General features: G+C 63.9%; 22 protein-coding genes. 15 read left to right on the forward strand and 7 right to left on the reverse strand.

The features are described from left to right. From C1N62_RS04375 to C1N62_RS04390, 4 genes are read left to right on the forward strand one after another with little or no spacing between them, the layout of a single operon-like run. Complete coding sequence (locus C1N62_RS04375; RefSeq protein WP_137762478.1) at nt 1-888, forward strand: hypothetical protein; 888 nt, start codon at nt 1-3, stop codon at nt 886-888. Beyond that, nucleotides 878-3,973 carry a T6SS effector BTH_I2691 family protein gene (locus tag C1N62_RS04380; RefSeq protein WP_137762479.1) on the forward strand — a complete coding sequence of 1,032 codons (3,096 nt, stop codon included), beginning with the start codon at nt 878-880 and terminating at the stop codon, nt 3,971-3,973. The genes C1N62_RS04375 and C1N62_RS04380 overlap by 11 nt, the downstream gene beginning before the upstream one ends. A gap of 9 nt (nt 3,974-3,982) precedes the next feature. Next, nucleotides 3,983-4,831, forward strand: coding sequence for a DUF6708 domain-containing protein (locus tag C1N62_RS04385; RefSeq protein ID WP_137762480.1), 849 nt, complete (start codon nt 3,983-3,985; stop codon nt 4,829-4,831). Continuing rightward, entirely contained in the window at nt 4,828-5,631 is an 804-nt protein-coding gene (locus C1N62_RS04390; protein WP_137762481.1) for a DUF6708 domain-containing protein, read from the forward strand. The genes C1N62_RS04385 and C1N62_RS04390 overlap by 4 nt, the downstream gene beginning before the upstream one ends. A gap of 29 nt (nt 5,632-5,660) precedes the next feature. Here the strand turns inward: C1N62_RS04390 and C1N62_RS04395 are convergent, their stop codons facing one another. From C1N62_RS04395 to C1N62_RS04410, 4 genes are all read right to left on the reverse strand, one after another. Continuing rightward, on the reverse strand, nt 5,661-6,110 hold the full coding sequence (locus C1N62_RS04395; RefSeq protein WP_137762482.1) for a YaiI/YqxD family protein: 450 nt from the start codon (nt 6,108-6,110) through the stop codon (nt 5,661-5,663). Further along, nucleotides 6,110-7,039, reverse strand: a complete 930-nt coding sequence (gene hemF, locus C1N62_RS04400; RefSeq protein ID WP_137762483.1) for an oxygen-dependent coproporphyrinogen oxidase — start codon at nt 7,037-7,039, stop codon at nt 6,110-6,112. The genes C1N62_RS04395 and hemF overlap by 1 nt, the downstream gene beginning before the upstream one ends. 63 nt (nt 7,040-7,102) lie before the next feature. Then, nucleotides 7,103-7,987: an N-acetylmuramoyl-L-alanine amidase AmiA gene (gene amiA, locus C1N62_RS04405; protein ID WP_137762484.1), complete on the reverse strand. Its 885-nt coding sequence runs from the start codon at nt 7,985-7,987 to the stop codon at nt 7,103-7,105. Nucleotides 7,988-8,065: 78 nt separating this feature from the next. After that, nucleotides 8,066-9,205, reverse strand: coding sequence for a GNAT family N-acetyltransferase (locus C1N62_RS04410; RefSeq protein WP_137762485.1), 1,140 nt, complete (start codon nt 9,203-9,205; stop codon nt 8,066-8,068). A 178-nt stretch (nt 9,206-9,383) separates the two neighbouring features. Here C1N62_RS04410 and C1N62_RS04415 point away from each other — a divergent pair, with 178 nt between their 5' ends. Then, a complete protein-coding gene (locus tag C1N62_RS04415; RefSeq protein WP_137762486.1) occupies nt 9,384-9,809 on the forward strand; it encodes a GNAT family acetyltransferase in 426 nt (141 codons plus the stop codon). A 35-nt stretch (nt 9,810-9,844) separates the two neighbouring features. On the opposite strand, the gene C1N62_RS04420 is transcribed toward C1N62_RS04415, so the two are convergent. Next, nucleotides 9,845-10,231, reverse strand: a complete 387-nt coding sequence (locus C1N62_RS04420; RefSeq protein WP_137762487.1) for a YgiW/YdeI family stress tolerance OB fold protein — start codon at nt 10,229-10,231, stop codon at nt 9,845-9,847. A gap of 141 nt (nt 10,232-10,372) precedes the next feature. Between C1N62_RS04420 and C1N62_RS04425 the strand changes: the two genes are divergently transcribed. From C1N62_RS04425 to cysM, 8 genes are all read left to right on the forward strand, one after another. Further along, nucleotides 10,373-10,852, forward strand: coding sequence for a DUF2919 domain-containing protein (locus C1N62_RS04425; protein WP_137762488.1), 480 nt, complete (start codon nt 10,373-10,375; stop codon nt 10,850-10,852). 91 nt (nt 10,853-10,943) lie between these two features. Continuing rightward, nucleotides 10,944-11,549: an RpoE-regulated lipoprotein gene (locus C1N62_RS04430; protein ID WP_137762489.1), complete on the forward strand. Its 606-nt coding sequence runs from the start codon at nt 10,944-10,946 to the stop codon at nt 11,547-11,549. A 117-nt stretch (nt 11,550-11,666) separates the two neighbouring features. Continuing rightward, complete coding sequence (locus C1N62_RS04435) at nt 11,667-12,566, forward strand: Dyp-type peroxidase (RefSeq protein ID WP_137762490.1); 900 nt, start codon at nt 11,667-11,669, stop codon at nt 12,564-12,566. 201 nt (nt 12,567-12,767) lie between these two features. After that, the gene (gene cysP / locus C1N62_RS04440) at nt 12,768-13,790 is read left to right on the forward strand and encodes a thiosulfate ABC transporter substrate-binding protein CysP (RefSeq protein ID WP_137762491.1); all 1,023 of its coding nucleotides are present in this window, start codon (nt 12,768-12,770) and stop codon (nt 13,788-13,790) included. Next, nucleotides 13,790-14,620 carry a sulfate/thiosulfate ABC transporter permease CysT gene (gene cysT / locus C1N62_RS04445; RefSeq protein ID WP_137762492.1) on the forward strand — a complete coding sequence of 277 codons (831 nt, stop codon included), beginning with the start codon at nt 13,790-13,792 and terminating at the stop codon, nt 14,618-14,620. Before cysP ends, cysT begins: the two co-directional genes overlap by 1 nt. Next, nucleotides 14,620-15,489, forward strand: coding sequence for a sulfate/thiosulfate ABC transporter permease CysW (gene cysW, locus C1N62_RS04450; protein WP_137762493.1), 870 nt, complete (start codon nt 14,620-14,622; stop codon nt 15,487-15,489). The genes cysT and cysW overlap by 1 nt, the downstream gene beginning before the upstream one ends. Beyond that, nucleotides 15,479-16,573: a sulfate/thiosulfate ABC transporter ATP-binding protein CysA gene (gene cysA, locus C1N62_RS04455; RefSeq protein ID WP_137762494.1), complete on the forward strand. Its 1,095-nt coding sequence runs from the start codon at nt 15,479-15,481 to the stop codon at nt 16,571-16,573. The genes cysW and cysA overlap by 11 nt, the downstream gene beginning before the upstream one ends. A gap of 75 nt (nt 16,574-16,648) precedes the next feature. Beyond that, complete coding sequence (gene cysM, locus C1N62_RS04460; RefSeq protein ID WP_137762495.1) at nt 16,649-17,533, forward strand: cysteine synthase CysM; 885 nt, start codon at nt 16,649-16,651, stop codon at nt 17,531-17,533. A 2-nt stretch (nt 17,534-17,535) separates the two neighbouring features. Here the strand turns inward: cysM and C1N62_RS04465 are convergent, their stop codons facing one another. Further along, nucleotides 17,536-19,500, reverse strand: a complete 1,965-nt coding sequence (locus C1N62_RS04465; RefSeq protein ID WP_168195803.1) for a MacB family efflux pump subunit — start codon at nt 19,498-19,500, stop codon at nt 17,536-17,538. Continuing rightward, nucleotides 19,500-20,693 carry an efflux RND transporter periplasmic adaptor subunit gene (locus C1N62_RS04470; RefSeq protein ID WP_137762496.1) on the reverse strand — a complete coding sequence of 398 codons (1,194 nt, stop codon included), beginning with the start codon at nt 20,691-20,693 and terminating at the stop codon, nt 19,500-19,502. The genes C1N62_RS04465 and C1N62_RS04470 overlap by 1 nt, the downstream gene beginning before the upstream one ends. Nucleotides 20,694-20,865: 172 nt before the next feature. Here C1N62_RS04470 and C1N62_RS04475 point away from each other — a divergent pair, with 172 nt between their 5' ends. Both C1N62_RS04475 and C1N62_RS04480 read left to right on the forward strand, forming a co-directional pair. Beyond that, nucleotides 20,866-21,549 (forward strand): response regulator transcription factor, encoded by a 684-nt coding sequence (locus C1N62_RS04475; RefSeq protein ID WP_137762497.1) that lies wholly within the window; start codon nt 20,866-20,868, stop codon nt 21,547-21,549. Then, on the forward strand, nt 21,530-22,882 hold the full coding sequence (locus C1N62_RS04480) for a cell wall metabolism sensor histidine kinase WalK (protein ID WP_137762498.1): 1,353 nt from the start codon (nt 21,530-21,532) through the stop codon (nt 22,880-22,882). Before C1N62_RS04475 ends, C1N62_RS04480 begins: the two co-directional genes overlap by 20 nt. Nucleotides 22,883-22,929: the final 47 nt, after the last annotated feature.

Consider the following 22,929-nt stretch of genomic DNA (forward strand, 5'->3'; position numbering starts at 1 on the left):
ATGGAACACGCCGATGCTTATCCTTTCAGCCTGACTGACCCTGCTACCGATTATCGCTACCTCCTGCTGGATCCGCTCAAGCCTCTCTCCTCACTTAATCCGCTGAACATCAACCGCCTGACCGCCCAGCTGGGGGAGGAGGCGCTCACCGTGGTGCCGCGCGCCGATCTGGCGCACTCTCCGTGCCACTGCCCGCGGCTGGTGTGCCTTGCCACGCCGGGCGCGCCCCTGCCCACGGCGCTGCTGGCACAGTCAGTGGCGTATGCCCGCGGTGAGCTTGCCGCCCGCAAACGCTATGTCTGTGGCTGGCTGGCCACTCCGCTGCCGCCCGCCGAGCTGGCTGCTGCCTTGGCGGCCACGTGCAGCCGGTTGGGTGGGGCAATCGCCGATTATCGGGTCGAACCCTTCTATGAGCCATTGCGCATGGAATATCTGCACCGGGTTAAAGGTTTTCAGGGCGTGATCTGGCCGATCCGGCAGTGGTGGACACTCTCCGCCAGTGGCCACCTCTTTTCTCTTGAGGGCCGGGAGCCGAAAGGCGACTGGCAGCCCACCTGGGGTGTGCTGTGCCTGCTGCAACAGATGGATGAGATTGAACGCCTGCTCTCTGCCTGGCGACAGGGGGCGACACTGCCCACAGACGCCGTGGAGCGTGCCGTCGTCGCCTGGCAGGCGAGCGAACAGTATGGCCTGACGCAGCCGCAGGATCGCCGCTATCTGGCCTTGAATGCCCTGACAAATACGCTCGATTTGGATCACCCCCTGCTGCGGCCGCTTCTGGCGCGGGCGGTAGCCAATCCCTCCCTTCTCTTTACGCAACTTCTGGCGGGCCTGCCGCAGCGGGCCTGGCAGATAGTGAGCCATACCGGAGCCGATCATGACGCATGACAGCCAGGCCAGACGCAACCTGCGCGTAATCCAGCAGGTATCCCAACTCCCTAGCGGGTGCAAGGCGTGCCAGCGCACCGGGCTGCCGATCTACCCTCTGCGGGTGGCGGCAGTGCCCAACACGCTGGGCGGCTCCGCCTGGCAACCCTCAGTACCGCCACAGACGGTGGCGCTGACGGGCGGGGAGTATAAATACGCGCTGCGCACCCTGCGTGAGGGCTACCTGTATGTGCTGCTGGACAGCGAAGTGTGGCAGGCCTATGAGGTGACCAGCAAAGGGTACTTGCGGCAGTTCAATCCTTTCGTGATGCCGGAGGCCGAGCGGGTGGAGCCGCTCAGCGAACAGTGTGTCACCTATGGGCATGAGATCGCGGCCAGCTTTATCAACATTGATGACACGCAATACCGTGAGGCGTGGCTGGCATTCAGCAGCGATCCTTGGAGTGCCGAGGTGCTGGCGGCGTATGCCAGTGGCCCGCACCGGCCAGCGCGTTTCACCCACATTAACCTGGCGGCCTTGAAACAGCAGCCTGCCACTGTGCCGCAGGCGCGGGTGCTGGACACCGGTTTGTCGGTACTGATGGGCGAGGTGGCGGAATTCGTCGCCCCCGATTACCCAAATCTGGAGCAGTTGCCGGGTGAGCCGCTGGGAGGCGCGCACGGTTTTTACTCCCGGCAATCCCAACGGCTGGCGCTGGCCGATTGGGTATGGCAGCAGAGCCAGAGCTTCCACTGCCCGATCAGCGCGCTGGTGCTGGAAGATCCGGTGGGGATGGTGCAGGAGCTTAATACCGGGCGGATGCAGTTGGTGGAGGCGCGCCAGCACTACAACGAAACCCCGGAAATCCGCCACAAATACCTTATCGCCAGTGCCATTGAGCAGGCTCTGGCGGCGATGAAACAGGCCATCACCGATGCCAGCCAGCCGCGCCACCAGCCCAGCGCCAGCGGCTACCCGGCCTCGGCGCACGTTACCGTGCCGAAAGAGCAGGTGGCGCAGGAAGCGTGGCAGGCCCAGGTGAGCCGTTTGCAGCGCTACTACCGCGAGGAGGAGCGCGCCGCGTTCCTGCGTAATCACCACTGGATATTGGGGGAGTACCAGCGCCGCATCGCGGCCGTCGGCCAGGATTTGGCAGCCTGCTATCGCTCGCCGGGTTGGCTGGCGGCAATCACCCATGACTATGCACCAGAAACCAGCATGGCGGGCTGGGCGGCGCAACTCGCCACCCTGGCAGCCTGCCTTCAGGGCGGCAGTACCGATCCAGAGACCGAAAGCGTCTGGCAGCAGTGGCTGGAGGAGGCGAGCAGCCCGGCCTGGCGCGGCCTGCTGGGGCATCAGGCGTCAGTGCTTGAGGCGGTGTATGCCGGCATGGGCGGTTACACCAACCTGAAGGTGGTGCTCTCGGCCAAAGAGATAGGCGACTACCTGGAGTCGGAGGGGATCAGGCTGGCCATCAACCACCGGCTCTTGGCGATAAGCGGTGCCGTCACCCGGCTGGGTGCCAACCTCTCCCAGCCTGCGCTGGAGGGCTACAGCCGGGTGGTGCAGGGCATGATCTACCTGCTGACGCAGCAACAGGTCACGCTGTTTACGCTGACGATGAGTCTGGGCGAGTACCAGCAGTTGAACCGTGAGCTGGCGCGCGTACAGCTCACGACCAGCGGCCTTCCGCGCTTTGGTGGCGTGCTCAATGAGGGGCAGCAGGTGACACACGCCCTGACGGCAGGCGGCGGGACGCAGGTCACCGATCCGGCGCTACTGGCCCGCCGGGTCACGGTGACGCTGGTCAGCGACATGGAGCCAGCGGCCTTTGCTGACGCTCTACGCCGTGCGGGCAGCAGTGAGGGCGCACTGCAACAGTATGGCCCGCTGACAGACAGCCAGCAGATGCGGCACTTCTCCGCGCTGCGCATCTCGTCACTGACGCTGGCCGACGATGCCGTCGAGAGCGGGCCATTCCGGCTGACGGCGGGGCAGACGCAGCAGGTTATTGAGGATCAAGTGCAGTTGGCGCGGCGGCTGATCAGCGGCAATGTGCTGGGCGGGATAATGAGCGTCGGGATGCTCTGCCTGCAAACCAACCTGTTGGCAGGCAACAGCCAGGCGGTACAGGAGGCGGTAGGCGACCAGCCACAGGCGCAACTGGCGCTGCTCTCCAACCTGTTGATGGTCACCAGCGCCACGCTGGAGAGCAGCGGCGCCCTGCATATGCTGGTGCGCAAAGACCCCTGGAATCTGCCCCCCAATGTGCCCGGCGTACCCGAGTATGTGCACCCGCTGCTGCGTGCCGGCGGGGTGATAGCGGGTGTGGCGTCGATTATTGATGGGTTAGGGATGTGGGTTAAATCGTGGGATGCATGGCAAGTAGAAGATATGGAGGCTGCAGGATGGTACTTCAGTGCTGGTACCGTCACTGGCGCTGGCGGAGTAGTAGCTTTCTACTCTGCTTATACATGCCAATTTGCTCTATTTGGCTTGGCCGGGCTGGCGGCACTGCTGATTGTGGCCGGTGCGGCGCTGGCGATTGAGGCGGAACGCGCCCGCAGCCGTCCCTTTGAGGTGTGGCTGCGCTGCTGCTGCTTCGGCAAGCCGGAACAACGCGCTGAACATGACCCCGTATGGCATGTGACCCGCCTGGAGGATGCCAGGGCAGCGCTGATGGCCTACCGGGCGGTGGTGAGCGGGGTCACGATGGAGCTGGACTACCGCGATATGCTGGGGGAGTCCAGCGGCCATGAGGACTTGATCACGCTGCGCGTTAAATTACCCGGCTGCACCCGCACCGGCTCCGCCTGGTCACTGCGCCTGACGGCAGAGGGGGGCGACCACCGCCCACTGCTGGTCGCGCACCACAACCTGCCGGCAGCAGCAGAGGCAACGCTGCCCTACCAACCCCACCACCCCTGGCGAGAACAGTTCAAAAATAGCCTGACCCCCCACTGGGAGGAGCAGGCCCTGCTATTGACCGGCCAGTGCTGGGTCAGGAGTGACCGTTACCCGCGCGCCACCCTAAGCCTGGCGTACTGGCCAGATAAAAACGATCCGCAGGGCCAGATCGCCCTGACGCTGACCACCGAAGATTAAGGAGCAAGCATGAAACAGTCCCGCCCGCCAACCCGCTGGTATGATGACATGGAGGCGCACCACGCTGCCCTGCGTGCCTACTTTGCCCGCACCCCGCGCCTGGCGCCGCGCCTGAAAAACTGGCAGGAGGATCTGCCGCCCAATCAGAGCGTGCAAACCGCACCGGCCAAATTAATTCATGTTACGGAGATCAATGATATTTGGATGGAGTTACCGCGTTACCAAAATATTATGTGGGGCTGCGCGTGGGTGGGGGTAATCACTACAGCGTTACCCTTTGCATTTATGGCTTCCATTGCCTTGCGTATTTTATATGACTGTTTAATTGAAGGGAATGTTCGTTATTTTATTGTTTTTCTCTCTCTTTTGATTGGGTCTGGGTTATTTATGTCTTCAATGTTTCTTTTGAATCTCAAAATGGCCCTTTACGTCCCCCGCGATCAACCTATTCGTTTTAACCGTGCGCGCCAGAAGATTTATGTTTTTGACTACCACCGCACCTGGAATCCCTGGGCGCACTGGTCAGCCAGCGTCAGGGTCTTTGACTGGGCGGATGTGTATGGTGAGCTGGCCTATGACCCAGATCGCTATAGCCAGGGGTATCCGTTGTTCTGTGCGGTGTGCAAGCCCGGTACCCATGAGGTGCTGGAGCGCTTCGAGCTGAGCCGGGCGATGCTGAACCCGGAGCCGCAGCGCCGGTTGTGGAGCTTCTGCTGCCAGTACATGCAGTATAAAGAAGCAGACCGGACGCCGCTGCTGCCGGGGCGGCCGGATAGCTGGGTACCGCGCGCCAGCCAGCGCTGGCCGGAAGAGATTGAACGCGAGTCCAGCAGCGCACCGGGGGAGGAGCAAGAATGACACACTGGTATGATGACATGGAGGCGCACCACGCTGCCCTGCGTGCCTACTTTGCCCGCACCCCGCGTTTGACGCCACGCCTAAAAAACTGGCAGGAAGATCTGCCACCCAATCAGAGCGTGCAAACCGCACCGGCCAAATTAATTCACGTCACGGAGATCAATGATATTTGGATGGAGTTGCCGCGTTACCAAAATATTATGTGGGGCGGGGCATGGGTGGGGTTTGTTTTGTCAGTTCTCGTGTCATTTTTTCTTATATTTATTTATATAGATACATTTGAGTTAGGTTTTTTCCTTTCCGAAATTTTAATACTAGCAATAGGTTTAGTGGCTTTTTTTTCAATGGCTTTATTAAACCTAAAAATGGCTCTCTACGTCCCCCGCGACCAGCCGATTCGTTTTAACCGTGCGCGCCAGAAGATTTATGTCTTTGACTATCACCGCACCTGGAACCCCTGGGCGCACTGGTCAGCCAGCGTCAGGGTCTTTAACTGGGCGGATGTGTATGGCGAACTGTCCTATGACCCGGATCGCTATAGCCAGGGATACCCACTGTTCTGTGCGGTGTGCAAGCCCGGCACTCATGAGGTGCTGGAGCGCTTCGAACTGAGCCGGGCGATGCTGAACCCGGAGCCGCAGCGCCGGTTGTGGAGCTTCTGCTGCCAGTACATGCAGTATAAAGAAGCAGACCGGGCACCGCTGCTGCCGGGGCGGCCGGAGAGCTGGGTACCGCGCGCCAGCCAGCGCTGGCCGGAAGCGATTGAGCGCGAGTCCAGCAGCGCACCGGGGGAGATGTGATGCCCGTCTAGACGGGCATCAGGCTGGCCTCACTTCTTCCGCTGTTGCAGCCACTTGTCGAGTTCGTTGGCGAACTGCTGGCGATCGCGCTGGTTGAGCGCCGGTGGGCCGCCGGTCTGGACGCCGCTGGCGCGCATCGTGTCCATGAAGTCGCGCATGTTCAGCCGCTCGCGGATGGTGTCCGGCGTGTAGCGCTCGCCGCGTGGGTTGAGCGCCACCGCGCCCTTCTCAATCACTTCGGCCGCCAGCGGGATGTCGCTGGTGACCACCAGATCGCCCGCCTCCACGCGTTTCACAATCTCATTGTCCGCGACGTCAAAACCGGCCGGCACCCGCAGGGTGCGCAGGAAGCGCGAGGGCGGGGTGCGGATCGATTGGTTGGCGACCAGCGTGACCAGCGTGCCGGTGCGGTCAGCGGCGCGGAACAGCACCTCTTTGATCACGTTCGGACAGGCGTCCGCATCTACCCAAATCGCCATCAGCGCGCCCCCTGATCGGTGGCCAGCCAGTCACGCACCGGCAGGAAATCGCGCGTCAGCGCTGCCTCCGGGCTGTCCGGGGCTGGCTCGTAGCCATATTCCCAGCGCACCAGCGGCGGCATCGACATCAAAATCGACTCGGTGCGGCCGCCGCTCTGCAAACCGAACAGGGTGCCGCGATCCCACACCAGATTGAACTCCACATAGCGGCCACGGCGGTAGAGCTGGAAGTCGCGCTCGCGCTCGCCCCAGGTCAACGCTTTGCGTCGCTCGACAATCGGCAGGTAGGCGTCAAGGAAACCGTGACCCACCGCTTGCGTGAAGGCAAAGCAGGTGTCGAAGTCCGGCGTGTTCAGGTCATCGAAGAACAGCCCGCCAATGCCGCGCGCCTCGTTGCGGTGCTTGAGGAAGAAGTACTCGTCGCACCACGCCTTGTAGCGCGGGTAGATCTCCGCGCCGAACGGGCGGCAGAGCTGCTCGGCGGTGCGGTGCCAGTGGATGGCGTCCTCCTCAAACCCATAGTAGGGGGTGAGGTCAAAGCCGCCGCCAAACCACCACACCGGCGGCTCGCCCGGCTTCTCGGCGATGAAGAAACGCACGTTGGCGTGGCTGGTCGGGATGTAGGGGCTGTGCGGGTGGATCACCAGCGACACGCCCATCGCCTGGAAGCTGCGGCCTGCCAGCTCTGGCCGGTGGGCGCTGGCGGAGGGCGGCAGCGACGCGCCGGAGACGTGGGAGAAGTTGACGCCCGCCTGCTCAAACACCGCGCCATGGGTCAGCACCCGGCTGCGCCCGCCGCCGCCCTCGGCGCGCGTCCAGGCATCCTCCACGAAACCGGCGCGGCCATCGGCAGCGGCCAGCTGTTCACAAATGCGGTCTTGCAGGGAGAGGAGGAAGGTTTTTACCAGGTCGATGCTTGGATGGCTCATAACGGGGTCACGCGTTCAGGAAACAGGCCGCCAGTATAACGCATTGCCCCGTTGATGGCAGGGTTAACGCGGTTTTCGCTCGTGGCTGTCGAAATAGTGGAAGAAGCTGACGATGCCGTCGGCAATCGCCTGGGCGATCTGCTGGCGGAAGCGCGGCGTGCTCAGCAACTGCTCCTCGGTGTGGTTGGTGATGAAGGAGGTCTCCACCAGCACCGAGGGGATCGACGGCGACTTCAACACCGCGAAGGCCGCCTGCTCGGTGGTTTTGCTGTGCAGGTGATGCACCGGGCGCAGCTTCTCCAGCACGTGGTGGCCGAGGGTCAGGCTGTTTTTGATGGTGTCGGTCTGCACCAGATCAAACAGCACCTGTTGCAGGTAGTTGTTGTCCTGCGCCGCGTACTTGCCGCCAGCCACCTTGTCGGCGTCATTCTCCTTCTGCGACATGTAGCGCGCCATCGCGCTGCTGGCACCACGGTTGGAGAGGGCAAACACCGAGGCACCGGAGGCGGCCGGGCTGGTGAAACCGTCGGCATGGATCGAGACAAAGAGATCCGCCTGATGCTGGTGGGCAATCTCCACCCGCTGGTAGAGCGGGATGAAGTGGTCGCTCTCGCGCGTCAGCCGCACCTCGATGTTGCTGTGCTCGCCGAGGCAGCGCCGCACGCTGTTGGCAATCTCCAGCACGATGTGCTTCTCCTGTGAGCCTTCATGGCCGACCGCGCCGGAGTCGATGCCGCCGTGGCCGGGATCGAGCATCACCACTTTTTTAGCATTGGCTGGTTTGGGCGGACGGGCTGGGTGGGTAGGGTGCGGCTGCGGCTGCGCGGCGGCCGTGCGTGCGCCGAACAGACCGAACGCCAGCCCCAGCCCGGAGATCAGCAGCGTGCGGCGCGAGGGAGAGGCGGGCAGCGGGCGGAAACGCAGGAACTTGTGCAGCGGGTTAAGCATCGGTCATCACCATCATGGCTAAAAAGGTGATGTTATATAGTATCCGTCCGGGGCGATCGACCCCGGAACTATTACCGATTATGAACGGGGCGGGGCGTCTGGCTGGCGGAATGGCAGCACCTGCCGCGCGCCCTCCGCCCAGTCGCCCACCTCGGCGCGCTCCTGTGCCAGAAAGTCAGCCACCGCCTCGCGCAGCCCAGGGTGGCGCAGGTAGTGCCAGGAGTCGGTGAGCACCGGCTCAAAGCCGCGGATCAGCTTGTGCTCCCCCTGCGCCCCGGCGTCAAAGCGCGCCAGCCCGTGGGCGATCGCCCACTCAATCCCTTGGTAGAAGCAGGTCTCAAAGTGGAGCTGGTGGTACTCCGCCAGACAGCCCCAGTAGCGGCCATAGAGGGTGTCACCATCCACCAGACAGAAGGCCATCGCCACCGGCTGGCCGTGACGGCGCGCCTCCACCACCTGGATCGCCTCTGGCATCCGCGCCGCCAACAGGCTGAAGAACGTGCGCGTCAGGTAGGGCGACTGGCCGCGCACCGCGTAGGTGTTGGCGTAACAGGTATACACGAAATCCCACTCCGCCTCGCTCAGCGTATGGCCAGCGCGCCAGACAAACTCAATGCCGAGTGCTGCCACCTGCGCGCGCTCCTTGCGGATCTGCTTACGCTTGCGCGAGGTCAGGGCGTCGAGGAAGTCCTGAAAATCGCGGTAGCCGTGGTTGCGCCAGTGGTACTGGCACCCCTGGCGGCGCAGCCAGCCCGGCTGGTCAGCGAACAGCGCGTTGTCATCGGCAAGGGTGAAGTTGACGTGCGCGCCCGACAGGCCCTGCGCCTCCAGATATTCAGGCAGCGCCGCCAGCAGTCGGGCGGCGGATGGCGGATCGCCTAGCAGGCGCGGGCCGCTGACCGGGCTGAAGGGCACCGCACCGAGCCATTTGGGGTAGTAGGGGATGTGGGCGCGGCGGCAGGCGTCGGCCCAGCCGTGGTCAAACACATACTCGCCGTAGGAGTGGCGCTTGCGGTAGCCGGGCAGGGCGGCGCGGCAGCGGCCGTCCTCCAGCCACAACAGGTGCTCGGCGCGCCAGCCGGTCTGCGGGCCGACGCTGCCGCTCTCCTCCAGCGCCGAGAGGAAGGCGTGGCGCAAGAAGGGCTGGCCGGTCGGCAGCAGGGCGTCCCAGTCGGCGGCGGCAATCTGGTCAAGGGCGGCGAGGGGGGTCAGTGACATCAGCAAACTCCTGCGGGCGGCAACGGGCAATCGTGCCAATGTAGCAGAGCCTGCCGTCTGGCAGCGTGGAAAATGCTTAAAATTCGTTTAGCCGTGGCGTCGCAAGGCAATTTAATATTGCGTCACCGGCAGATCCCGCGATAATCAAGAATAATCTGAACAATAGCGGCGAACGATCATGGAAATTCGCGTATTTCGGCAAGACGATTTTGAAGAGGTCATTACCCTGTGGGAGCGCTGCGATCTGCTGCGCCCGTGGAATGACCCGGAGATGGACATTGAGCGCAAGCTCAACCATGACCCAGACCTGTTCCTGGTGGCGCAGGTTGGCGGCCAGCTGGTGGGCACGGTGATGGGCGGCTATGACGGCCACCGTGGCGCGGCCTACTACCTCGGCGTACACCCGGACTTCCGGGGGCGCGGCATCGCCAATGCGCTAATGAGCCGGCTGGAGAAGAAGCTGATCGCCCGCGGCTGCCCGAAGATCAACCTGATGGTGCGCGAGGAGAACGACGCCGTTACCGCCATGTATGAGAAGATGGGCTACGAGATGGCGGACAGCATCGCCCTCGGCAAGCGGCTGATTGAGGATCAGGAGTACTGATCCCTACCCGCCGGCGAGGGCCGGCGGGCATCCCATCACAGCACCTTCTTCACGCTCTTCACGTCCACTCCCAGACTGCTCCACTCTTTGTCCACTTCCCCCTCAAGCTGCACTTTGTCGGTGGGGGAGACGCTCTGCCCATTCCAGCGTTTGGCGTCAATCTCCACGTTCAGGCTGCCAGTGTTGTCGCGGAACACGTAGCGGTCATCGCCGGTCTGGCGTTCAATGTGGCCCTCCAGCCGCACCCAGGCGTCATCTTCCATCTCCTTGACCTGCTTGACGCTGCTGACGTGCGGGCCGGGTCCGGTAAAACCGCCCTGACTGGCCTGCGCTGGCGCGTTGGGCGCGATAAAGCCGCCCTGTTGGGCGAAGGCGGGCAGGGTGCACAGGGCAAGCAGCGGGGCGAGGATCGCTTTTTTCATGGGGCATCTCCTTATGGTGTCAGGCGGCGACGGCTGGCGCGGTCGCCTCTTCAAGTGATTAAGTAAAGCAGAGAATCGCAAGGTGTTCATCGTCACGGCCTTTTTTTGCTACCCTCTCCCTTTTGCCGCTGGGGATCTGCCATGCCGCGCGAGTTTTCACCCGATGACCACCCCTCGCCCGAGGATTACAACGCCCACGGCTGGCTGCGCCTGCCGCCGCTGTTCTGGCTGGTGCTGGCGCTGCTGGCGCGCACCTGGCTGCTGTTTGTGATGGCCGCCGCCTCCGGTAATCAGGGCGACAGCCTGCTGACGCTGTTCTACCCGGATCGCGAGCGCTTCTGGTGGGGTATCGCGCTGGGCCTGCCCGCGGTGCTGCTGTTTTTGCTCAGCGGCCGCCGCCACCTCTGGCCGCGCCTGTGGCGGGGCGGCGAGTGGCTGCTGCTGGCGACGCTGGCGATCTCGCTGGCGGTGCAGGCCGCCGCGCTCTGGCAGGGGATCGGCCTCGGCCAGCCAGCGCTCGGCGACCTGCTGCTGACACTGGCGGATGCCACGGCCCTTACGTGGTGTGGGCTGAGCCACCGCCTGAAACGCGCCTTCCGGGCCGGGGAAAATGGCCTGTGACGGCACTTTTTGCCGCCGCAGGACTCCAACCTGCCGGAACCCTTCTCCCCGCTGGCGATAAATCTGCCGGCGAATGCCAACTGGAGCCTTTATGTACCCACGTCTTACCCCCCTGCGCCCCCTGCTGCTGGCCCTGCCGCTGCTGCTGACAGGCTGTGCCACCGTCTCCTCCGTGATGCCGGATCTCTCCAGCCTCAACCCGATGAACTGGTTCAGCGGCAGTCTCGAGGTGAGCGAGCAGGGCGTCGGCGGGCTGACCGCCGCCACGCCGATGGATGAGCAGGCAATCCGCGACGGGCTAGAGAATGACTTCACGCTGCGCAACGGCATGGCCACCAACAATGGCCAGATCGTCGCCTTCTGGCAGGCGCTGGACGATGACAAGGTGGCGCTGACCATCACCGGCCCGCAGCAGGGCAAGGTGGCGCGCATCGACGTCACCAGCGACGCCATCGCCACCGACAGCGGCGTGGAGATTGGCACGCCGTTCAGCGATCTCTACAGCAAGGCGTTCGGCGCCTGCCAGATGGGGCAGGGCGACGATGAGCAGGGCGTAGAGTGCGCCGCGCCCAACAGCCGCCATTTGAGCTACGTCTTCAGCGGCACCTGGCACGGCCCGGCTGGCCTGATGCCAGCGGACGACACCCTGAAAAACTGGAAAGTGAGCAAGATCATCTGGCGGGCAGAGGCGCGCTAAACCTTTCCGGCGGGGAGGGGCAATTCCCCATGCACCCTCCCCGGCAAACCGATATGATAACGCCCCGAAAGTGACAGCCGTATTCGCGGCTGGCCGGTTTGCAATGAGGATATAACAATGACACAGGTTCAGAGCGGCATCCTGCTGGAGAAGTGCCGTTTTGCCATCTATCTGGAAGCCAATATCCAGGGTGAGTTCGAGGCCCTGCGCCAGGGGTGCCGCAGCTTCTGCCAGAAGCTGCAAGAGATGCAGCTAGCCTTCCCGCAGGAGAACCTCGGCGCGACCATCGCCTTCGGTTATGACGTCTGGCAGGATCTCTCGGGCGGGCAGGGCGCGCCGGAGCTGAAAAACTTCCTGCCGCTTGGCAAGGGGCTGGCCCCCTCCACCCAGCGCGACATGCTGATCCACATTCAGTCGCTGCGCCATGACGTCAACTTCGCGCTGGCGCAGGCCGCGCTGGCCGCCTTTGGCAGCGCCATCCATGTGGAGGAGGAGACGCACGGCTTCCGCAATATTGAGATGCGTGACTTGAGCGGCTTTGTCGATGGCACCGAGAACCCGCAGGGCGAGCAGCGCCGTGAGGTGGCAATTGTGGCCGAAGAGCAGCCAGACGCTGGCGGCAGTTACGTGTTTGTCCAGCGCTGGGAACACAACCTGCGCCAGTGGAACCGCTTTAGCGTCGAGCAGCAGGAGCAGGTGATTGGCCGCACCAAGCTGACCGACGAGGAGCTGCCGCGCGACAGCCGCCCGGACACCTCCCACGTCAGCCGCGTTGACCTGAAAGAGGAGGGCAAGGGGCTGAAGATCCTGCGCCAGAGCCTGCCCTACGGCACCGTGAGCGGCAAGCACGGCCTCTACTTCCTCGCCTACAGCGCCCGGCTGCACAACATCGAGCAGCAACTGCTGAGCATGTTTGGCGATTTGGACGGCAAGCGCGACCAGATGCTACGCTTCACCCGGCCGGTGAGCGGCAGCTACTTCTTCGCCCCCTCCCTGACGCGCCTGCTGGCGCTCTGACCCTTCAGGCCAGCGTGGGCTGGCCTCTCTCCCCATTTTTCTACACTTCTCCCGGCGTCTGCTCTGGCTTATAGCTTTTCATGCTTGGAAATCACCAAATGGTATATAAAAGCATTACAGCTCGGCATAGAGTTATAAATACACTGTTAACACATGGCAGACCCGATGCCCCGGCCTGTCGGGCGGTGAGACAGGTGCAGAATGAAAGCAAGGTTAAGGAAGTCCCGGTTCTGGCAAGCAGGTGCGTGGGTGACATTGTTCGCCGCTTCCGCCGCGCCAGCCGCCGAACTGCTCAACAGCTCCTATGATGTGGCCCGCGAACTGTTCGCCGCCCTCAATCCGCCTTTCATCCAGCAGTGGGATGCGCAGCACCCCAACGACCCGCTGACCATCCGGCAGTCGCATGGCGGCTCCTCAAAGCAGGCGCTGGCGATTTTGCAGGGGCTGAAGGCGGATGTGGTGACCTACAACCAGGTGACGGATGTCCAGATCCTGCATGACCGCGGCAACCTGCTGGCGGCGGAGTGGCAGGCGCGCCTGCCGAACCACAGCTCCCCCTTCTACTCCACCATGGCGTTTCTGGTGCGCAAGGGCAACCCGCTTGGCGTGCACAACTGGGGCGATCTGGTGAAACCGGGGGTGAAGCTGGTCTTCCCGAACCCGAAGACCTCGGGCAATGGCCGCTACACCTATCTGGCCGCCTGGGGCGCGCTGGAGAAAGCCAATCAGGGCGATCAGGCGAAAACTCGCGACCAGATGCGCCAGCTGCTGAAAAACGTGGCGGTGTTTGATACCGGTGGCCGGGGTGCCACCACTACCTTCGTCGAGCGTGGCTTGGGCGATGTGCTCATCAGCTTCGAGTCGGAGGTGAACAACATCCGCAAGCAGTATGGTGCGGAACAGTATGAGGTCATCGTGCCGCCGGTCGATATTCTGGCGGAGTTCCCGGTGGCCTGGATTGATAAAAATGTGCGGGCCAACGGCACCGGCGAGGCAGCAAAAGCCTATTTGACCTGGCTCTACAGCCCGCCGGCGCAGCGCATCATTACCCAGTTCCACTACCGGGTCTATGACGCGCAGGCGATGGCCGCTGCCAGGGAGTCGTTCCCACCCACCACGCTGTTCCGGGTGGAGGAGACCTTCGGCGGCTGGCCGCAGGTGATGAAGAGACACTTCGCCAGCGGCGGCGAGCTGGATAAATTGTTAGCACAAGGGCATGAGTAATGTTGTTGGCCAGTAAACGCGTTCTACCCGGATTTACCCTTAGCCTCGGCAGCAGCCTGCTGTACGTCTGCCTGATCCTGCTGCTGCCGTTGAGCGCGCTGGTGATGCAGCTGTCGCAGATGACGCTGGCGCAGTATTGGGAAGTGGTCACCAGCCCACAGGTGGTGGCGGCCTATAAGGTCACGCTGCTGTCGGCGGCGGTGGCCAGTATCTTCAATATGTTTTTCGGTATGCTGATGGCCTGGATCCTGACGCGCTATACCTTTCCCGGCCGCAGCCTGCTCGACGGGCTGATGGACTTGCCGTTTGCCCTGCCGACCGCGGTGGCTGGCCTGACGCTGGCTGGCATGTTCTCGACCACCGGCTGGTATGGCGAGTGGCTGGCGCAGTTTGGCATCAAGGTCTCCTACACCTGGCTCGGCATCGCGGTGGCGATGGCCTTCACCAGCATCCCGTTTGTGGTGCGCACCGTGCAACCGGTGCTGGAGGAGCTGGGGCCAGAGTATGAGGAGGCGGCCGAGACCCTCGGGGCCAGCCGCTGGCAGAGTTTCCGCCGCGTGGTGTTGCCGGAGGTGGCCCCGGCGCTGCTGGCCGGGACTGCGCTCTCGTTTACCCGCAGTCTGGGGGAGTTTGGCGCGGTGATCTTTATCGCTGGCAACATCGCCTGGAAGACAGAAGTGACGTCCTTGATGATCTTTATCCGTTTGCAGGAGTTCGACTACCCGGCGGCCAGCGCCATCGCCTCGGTGATTCTGGCGGCCTCGCTGCTGCTGCTGTTCGCCATTAACACGCTGCAAAGCCGCTTCGGCAAGCGCTTGGGAGGTCACTGATGTCTGATTTGGCCTTCAATGGCGCGGCACGCGCGCGGGTGAACTGGGGCAAGTGGGTGCTGATCGCCCTTGGCGTGGTGATTTCGGTGCTGTTTCTGGTGGTGCCGCTGGTCAGTATTTTCGTCACCGCCTTCTCCAGCGGCGCGGCGGCGGTGTGGCAGAACCTGGGCGACCCGGACATGCTGCACGCCATCTGGCTGACGGTGCTGATCGCGCTGATCACCGTGCCGGTCAATTTAGTGTTCGGCACCCTGCTGGCCTGGCTGGTGACGCGCTTCAACTTCCCCGGCCGCCAACTGCTGCTGACGCTGATTGATATCCCGTTCGCCGTCTCGCCGGTGGTGGCGGGGCTGCTCTACCTGCTGTTCTGGGGCACCAACGGCCCAGCGGGCGGTTGGCTGGACGCCCATGACATCCAGATCATGTTCTCCTGGCCGGGCATGGCGCTGGTGACCATCTTCGTGACCTGCCCATTTGTGGTGCGCGAGCTGGTGCCGGTGATGCTGAGCCAGGGCAGTCAGGAGGATGAAGCGGCGGTGCTGCTCGGTGCCTCTGGCTGGCAGATGTTCCGCCGCGTCACGCTGCCGAACATCCGCTGGGCACTGCTGTATGGCGTGGTGCTGACCAACGCCCGCGCCATCGGCGAATTCGGCGCGGTGTCGGTGGTTTCCGGCTCCATCCGTGGCGAAACCTACACCCTGCCGTTGCAGGTGGAACTGCTGCATCAGGACTACAACACCGCCGGGGCCTTTACCGCCGCTGGCTTGCTGACCCTGATGGCAATCGTAACCCTATTTCTGAAGAGTGCCCTGCAATGGCGCCTGGCGCGCGCAGACAGCCGCCTTGAGGAGGAAAAGAATGAGCATTGAGATCGATAAAATCAGCAAATATTTTGGCCGCACGAAGGTGCTGAATGATATCTCGCTCGATATTCCTTCCGGCCAGATGGTGGCGCTGCTGGGGCCGTCCGGCTCCGGCAAGACCACGCTGCTGCGCATCATTGCCGGTCTGGAGAACCAGAGCGGCGGCCGCCTGAGCTTCCACGGCAAAGACGTTACTCGCCTCCATGCGCGTGATCGCCAGGTGGGCTTTGTGTTCCAGCACTATGCGCTGTTCCGCCACATGACGGTGTTTGACAACATCGCCTTTGGCCTGACGGTGCTGCCGCGCCGCGAGCGCCCCTCGACTGCCGCCATCAAGCAGAAGGTGACGCAGCTGCTGGAGATGGTGCAGCTCGGCCACCTCGCCAACCGCTATCCTGCCCAGCTCTCCGGCGGCCAGAAGCAGCGTGTGGCGCTGGCGCGCGCGCTGGCGGTGGAGCCGCAGATCCTGCTGCTGGATGAGCCGTTTGGCGCGCTGGATGCACAGGTGCGCAAAGAGTTGCGCCGCTGGCTGCGCCAGTTGCATGAGGAGCTGAAGTTCACCAGCGTCTTCGTGACCCACGATCAGGAGGAGGCGATGGAAGTGGCCGACCAGGTGGTGGTGATGAGTCAGGGCAACATTGAGCAGGTGGGCGCGCCGGATGAGGTGTGGCGCGAACCGGCCACCCGCTTCGTGCTGGAGTTCCTCGGCGAGGTCAACCGCCTCGACGGCGAGATCCGTGGCTCGCAACTCTACGTTGGCCCGCACCACTGGCCGCTCGCCATTGCGCCGCTGCATCAGGGGCCGGTGGATCTCTTCCTGCGCCCGTGGGAGATGGAGGTGAGCAGCCAGCCGAACCCGCGCTGCCCGCTGCCGGTGCAGGTGCTGGAGGTCAGCCCGCGCGGCCACTTCTGGCAGTTGACGGTGCAGCCGCAGGGCTGGCACCAAGAGCCGATCAGCGTGGTGCTGACCAGCCACGACAGCGAAAAGGCGCCGGTGCGCGGCAGCCGCTACTACGTTGGCAGCCTCAACGCGCGCCTCTATGCCGGCGACCAGCCGCTACAACCAGTTGCGTTGGCGCAGAGTGCCTGATAATTTTTAGGCACCATAGTGCGCAAGGGCGGCCCTGGAGGCCGCCCTTTTTATTGACTCCTCGAAGGCCCAACCGTGACCACCACCCTGGAACACTGCATCGGCAATACGCCGCTCATCAAATTACAACGCCTGACTGCCGGACTGGAGAGTGAGATCTGGGTCAAGCTGGAGGGGAACAACCCCGCCGGTTCAGTGAAGGATCGCGCCGCCCTGTTCATGATCCAGCAGGCGGAGCGGCGCGGCGAGCTGCGTCCCGGCGATACGCTGGTGGAGGCCACCAGCGGCAACACCGGCATCGCGCTGGCGATGATCGCCGCGTTGAAGGGTTATCGCCTGAAGCTGCTGATGCCCGACAACATGAGCGCCGAACGGCAGGCGGCGATGCGCGCCTATGGCGCGGAGCTGATTCTGGTCAGCCGTGAGCGGGGGATGGAGGGCGCGCGCGATTTGGCACGCCAGATGGCGCAGGAGGGGCAGGGGCGGGTGCTGGATCAGTTCAACAACCCGGACAACCCGCTGGCGCACTACACCACCACTGGCCCGGAGATCTGGCAGCAGAGCGCGGGTCGCCTGACCCACTTTGTCTCCAGCATGGGCACCACCGGCACCATCACCGGCGTCAGCCGCTACCTGAAAGAGCAGAGCGACCGGGTGCGGGTGGTGGGGCTGCAACCGGCGGAGGGGAACCACATCCCCGGCATCCGCCGCTGGCCAGCCGCCTACCTGCCGGGCATCTTCCGCCCGGAGCTGGTGGATGAGGTGATGGACATGACGCAGGCCGAGGCAGAGGCGACCACCCGGCGGCTGGCGCGTGAGGAGGGACTCTTCTGCGGTGTCAGTTCCGGCGGCGCGGTGGCCGCCGCGCTGCGGATCGCCGCCGCCCAGCCGGGTAGCGTGGTAGTGGCGATCGTCTGCGACCGCGGCGACCGCTACCTCTCCACCGGCATCTTCGGCTAGGGCTACTCGCGCTCCAGTGCGTGGATCGGATCCATATGCGCCGCCCGGCGTGCCGGGAAGAAGCCGAACAGGATGCCGATCAGGCTGGAGCAGGCAAAGGCCGCGACAATCGAGGCTGGCGAGTAGATCATGCTAAACGGGCTGTTGAACTGGGCAAACAGCAGCCCAATCCCCAGTGACAGCAGCACGCCCAGCGTGCCGCCAATCAAACAGACCAGCACCGCCTCAATCAGGAACTGTTGCAGGATGTCGCTGGCGCGCGCCCCCACCGCCATCCGCACGCCAATCTCCCGCGTCCGCTCCGTGACCGACACCAGCATGATGTTCATCACCCCGATGCCGCCGACAATCAGCGAGATCAGCGCAATCATCGACACCAGCAGCGCCAGGGTGGTGGTGGCGCTCTCGATGGTCTGGCGGATGCTGTCGGTGTTCATCACGAAGAAATCCTTGGTACCGTGGCGCTGCAACAGCAGGCCGTTCAGCGCCTGCTCCGCCGCCGCCAGATCGACGCTGTCATTGACGCGCACCGTGATGCTGCTGAGGTAGGTCTTGCCGAGCATCCGCGCCATCGCGGTGCTGTAGGGCAGCCAGACATTCAGGCTCTCGCTGGTGCCAAAGCCGCCCTGTTTCGGCGCGGCCACGCCAATCACCCGCACCGGCAGGCTGCCGAGCAGGATCACCTGACCAATCGGGTTCTCGCCCTGCACGAACAGCTTGTTGCGGGTATTGGTATCAATCACCGCCTCCTGCGCCAGCTGGCTGACGCTCTGCCGACCAAAGGCCATGCCCTCCGCCAGCGTGTAGCCGCGTACCACAAAGAATTCCTCGCCGACGCCGCTGACCGTGCCGGTCACCGACTGGCTGCCAAAGCGCAGCGTGGTGCTGGTGGTGACGCTGGGGCTGACGCTGTGTACGTAAGCCTGTCGGCGCAGGGCGTCGGCATCGTCGGGGCGCAGCGTCTGGATGGCGGCGGATCGCATGTCGCCGAAGTCCTTGCCGGGGAACACCTCCAGCGTGCTGGTGCCCATCGCGCTGATGTCCGCCAGAATCTTCTGTTGCGATCCCTTGCCGAGCGCCACCACTGACACCACCGAGGCGATGCCGATGATGATGCCGAGCATGGTGAGGAAGGTGCGCAGCCGCTGGGAGGACATCGCCAGCAGCGCCATCTTGAACGCCTCGGCGAAACGCCCGCGCTGGGCGCGCCAGCGTGAAGGCTCAGCGGCCGCTGCATGATCCCGGTATGTTGGGCGCGACGCGGGCAGGGCGGGGGCGTGGGCGCGGTCAGCGATGATCTCGCCGTCGCGGATCTCGATGATCCGCTCGGCGTGCTCGGCGATCTGCATGTCATGGGTGACGATCACCACCGTATGGCCGCGGGCGTGCAGATCTTTCAGGATCGCCAGCACCTCCTGGCCGCTGTGGGTGTCCAGCGCGCCGGTCGGCTCATCCGCCAGAATCACCTCCCCGCCGTTGACCAGCGCCCGCGCGATGCTGACGCGCTGCTGCTGGCCGCCGGAGAGCTGGCTGGGCCGGTAGCTGAGCCGCTCCGCCAGCCCCAGCCGCGTCAATAGCTCACTGGCGCGCTGGCGGCGCAGGTCACGCCGCGCGCCAGCGTAGATCGCTGGCACCTCGACATTGCCCAGCGCCGTCAAATCGCTGAGCAGGTGGTAGCGCTGGAAGATAAAGCCGAAGTGCTCGCGGCGCAGTTCGGCCAGCTGGTCGCGATCCAAGTCGCGCGTCAGCCGGCCCGCGACCCGGTACTCACCGGCGCTCGGCTGGTCGAGGCAGCCGAGCAGGTTCATCAGCGTCGATTTGCCCGAGCCGGAGGCACCGACAATCGCCACCATCTCCCCGGCGTGGATAGTGAGATCGATGCCCCGTAGCACGGTAATGTGCTGCTCCCCGGCCATAAAATCACGGCGGATGCCGCTCAGGTGCAGCAGCGGCGCGGCGTCAGCCATCACGGCCTCCCCGGCGCGCTGCCGTTCAGCAGGTTGAGCACCACTTTCTCACCGGCTTGCAGGCCGCCGGTAATCTGCGCCTCCACGTTGTTGTTCAGCCCCACGGTCACCGGGCGGTCATGCGCCTCGCCCTGCGCGTCCACCACTTGCACCAGCGTGCGGTTGCCGTCGCGGCGCAGCGCGGTGGCCGGTACCACCAGCGCATCCTTGATGCTTGAGAGCACGATGTAGACCTGCGCGGTCATGGAGATGCGCAGCACGCCCTGCGGGTTGGCGACGTCAAACAGGCCGTTGTAGTAGACGGCCGTGCTGGTGGAGGCGCTGGCGGCACTGCCGCCGCCAAAGCTGTTGCTGGTGTCGTCATTGATGGAGTCGGGCGCTGGCTCAATGGCGCGCAGCGTGGCGCGGTAGCGCTGCTCAGGCTGGCCGAGGATGGTGAAGTAGACCGGCATCCCGGTGCGCACGTTGACCACGTCCGCCTCGGAGATTTGCGCCTTGATGGTCATGGTGTCGAGATCCGCCACCTTGATGATGGTCGGCGTGCTCTGCACGGCGTTCACCGTCTGCCCGGCCTCAACCGGGATGGCGACCACGGTGCCAGCCATCGGCGCGCGGATCTTGGTGTAGCCCAGATTGACCTGCGCGGTGTTCTCCGCAATCTGCGCCTGCACGATCTGCGCCTCCAGCGCCTTCAGTTCCGCGTCGGTGCGCTCCAGCTCGGCTTTGGCGCTGTCATAGTCGGCCTGCACGCCGACGCCGCGCGCCAGAATGTCCCGCTGGCGGGTGAAGGTCAGGCGATCGTTCTCTAACTGCGCCTGTTTGGCGCGCTGCTGCGCCTGCACGTTTTTCAGCGCCGCCTGGGCGTCACGCAGGCTGTTCTGCTGCGTCAGGTCGTCAATTTCCGCCACCAGCTGGCCGGGGATCACTTTGTCGCCGAGCGCCACATGCAGCGCCTTGATCTGGCCGGAGACCTGCGCGCCGACGCTGACCAGCTTCTGCGCCTCAATCGCGCCATCCGCCAGCACCGTGTGCTCCAGATCCTGCCGTGCCGCCGTGGCAGTCAGGTAGGTGGGCGGGGCCGGGCGGTGCAGCACGGCGTAGCCTGCCAACGCTATAATCAACAGGGCCGGCAGTACCAGCCAGCGCCGGCGGCGTGAAGAGCGGGATCTCTCCTTGGGGGGTGACGCAATCATCCACGATGTCCTTTCTTATCTGCTCCAGGAAGAGGAGCGCACCCATAATTTACTCTGGCCCGTCGTTGAGCGCGATACAAGGGTGGGATAATGTGTAAAAAAACAGTAAAAGCTGCTGCGTGACCTGGTTAACGGGGTAAAAATGAGCAATCCAAGTGTAAAAGGTCAAAAAATGAAAATTCTGTTAGTTGATGACGATCTCGAACTGGGCACCATGCTGAGCGAGTACCTGATTGCCGAGGGATTTGACGCCTCGCTGGTGCTGACCGGCAAGGCGGGCGTGGAGGGTGCGCTCTCCGGCGAGTTTACGGCGATGATCCTCGACATCATGCTGCCGGACATGAGCGGCATCGACGTGCTGCGGCAGGTGCGCAAAAACAGCCGTTTGCCGATCATCATGCTGACCGCCAAGGGCGACAACATCGACCGGGTGATTGGTTTGGAGATGGGCGCTGACGACTACATGCCGAAGCCCTGCTATCCGCGTGAACTGGTGGCGCGCCTGCGGGCGGTGCTGCGCCGCTTCGAGGAGCAGCCGGAGGCCTCCTCCGACTCCGCGCCGGTCAGCTACGGCTTCCTGATGCTCAACCCCTCCACCCGCACCAGCGAGTGGCGTGGGCAGGTGTTCGACCTGACCGCCTCCGAGTTCAACCTGCTGGAGCTGCTGCTGCGATCGCCGGAGCGCGTGGTCTCCAAGGATGAGCTGTCCGAGAAGGGGCTGGGCCGCCCGCGTGAGGCCTATGACCGCAGCGTGGACGTGCACATCAGCAATATCCGCCAGAAACTGTCAGCCCTGCCGGGCGGCGAGACCCTCACCATTGAAACGGTACGCAGCATTGGCTATCGCATCAAATAACAATGTGCGCGGCCGGCTGTTCTGGAAGATCCTGCTGGGGTTCTGGTTCACCTTTATCCTGATGACCCAGATCCTCTGGGTGGTCTTCTCCTTCTACGGCACCCACCATGAGCCGCCAGAGAACAGTCTGGCGCGGCGCTTCGTCAAGTTGCAGATGACCTCCGCCATCACCACGCTGGAGCGCGGCGGCCTGCCAGCGCTGGAGTCGCTGGTGGCCGCCTGGCCAGACAACGATAAACAGTACCTCTCGGTGAGCCGGGCGATGATGCCAGCCAGCGGTGCGCCGCTGGAGGCGCTGGAGCCGGGGCAGCCGCGCGGGCAAGAGCCAGCGCAGATTGTGGAGTTCGCCCAGGGGCCAGACGGGCAGGGCTACCGCCTGCGCTATGACATGCGCGGCCTGATGACGCAGTACCACCGCAATCGCCCGGATGACATCCTGCATATGCCGTCGCCGCTGTTCTGGGTCGGCGCGCTTGGCGGCCTGCTGTTCAGCGCGCTGTTGGCCTGGAACCTCACCCGGCCAATGCAGCAGATCCGCGGCGCCTTTGATCAGGTGGCGCAGGGTGATTTGGCGGTGCGGCTCTTCCCCACCATGCGCAAGCGGCACGATGAGATGTCAATTGTGGCGCGCGATTTCGACGCGATGGTGGAGCGGTTGCAGGTGCTGGTCAAGGCGCGTGAGGAGCTGCTGCATGATGTCTCGCATGAACTGCGCTCGCCGCTGGCGCGCCTGCAACTGGCCATCGGGCTGGCGCGGCAGAACCCGCTCAACGTCGAGAATTCGCTCCAGCGCATTGAGCATGAGGCCGGGCGGCTCGACAAGATGATTGGCGAACTGCTGGCGCTGTCACGGGCGGAGAACAGCACCATGCCCGACGAGGAGTATTTCGACCTGCTGGGGCTGGTGGAAGCGGTGGTGAATGACGCGCGCTATGAGGCGCAGATCCCCGGTGTGCATATCGCGCTGGAGGCGGCGGACGGCGACTACACCGTCAAGGGCAATGCGGAGCTGATTCGCCGCGCCATCGACAACGTGGTGCGCAATGCGCTGCGCTTCTCGGCGCAGGGGCAGACGGTCACGGTGTCGCTCAACGGCAAAGAGGCGTTCTATCAGATTGAGGTGGCGGATCAGGGGCCGGGGGTGGAGGAGGGCAAACTCTCGAGCATCTTTGACCCGTTTGTGCGCGTGAAGTCGCCGCTCTCCGGCAAGGGTTATGGGCTGGGGCTGGCGATCACCCGCAAGGTGATCATGGCGCACCACGGGCAGGTGGAGGCGCGTAACGTCGAACCGCATGGCCTGTGCATCAGCCTGCGCATCCCACAGTGGAAATGAGCCAAAACAAAACGGCGCCCGAGGGCGCCGTTTTTTATGCTTCCGCA

The organism is Nissabacter sp. SGAir0207 (assembly GCF_005491205.1).
In the GTDB taxonomy this organism is placed as follows: Bacteria; Pseudomonadota; Gammaproteobacteria; order Enterobacterales; family Enterobacteriaceae; genus Chimaeribacter.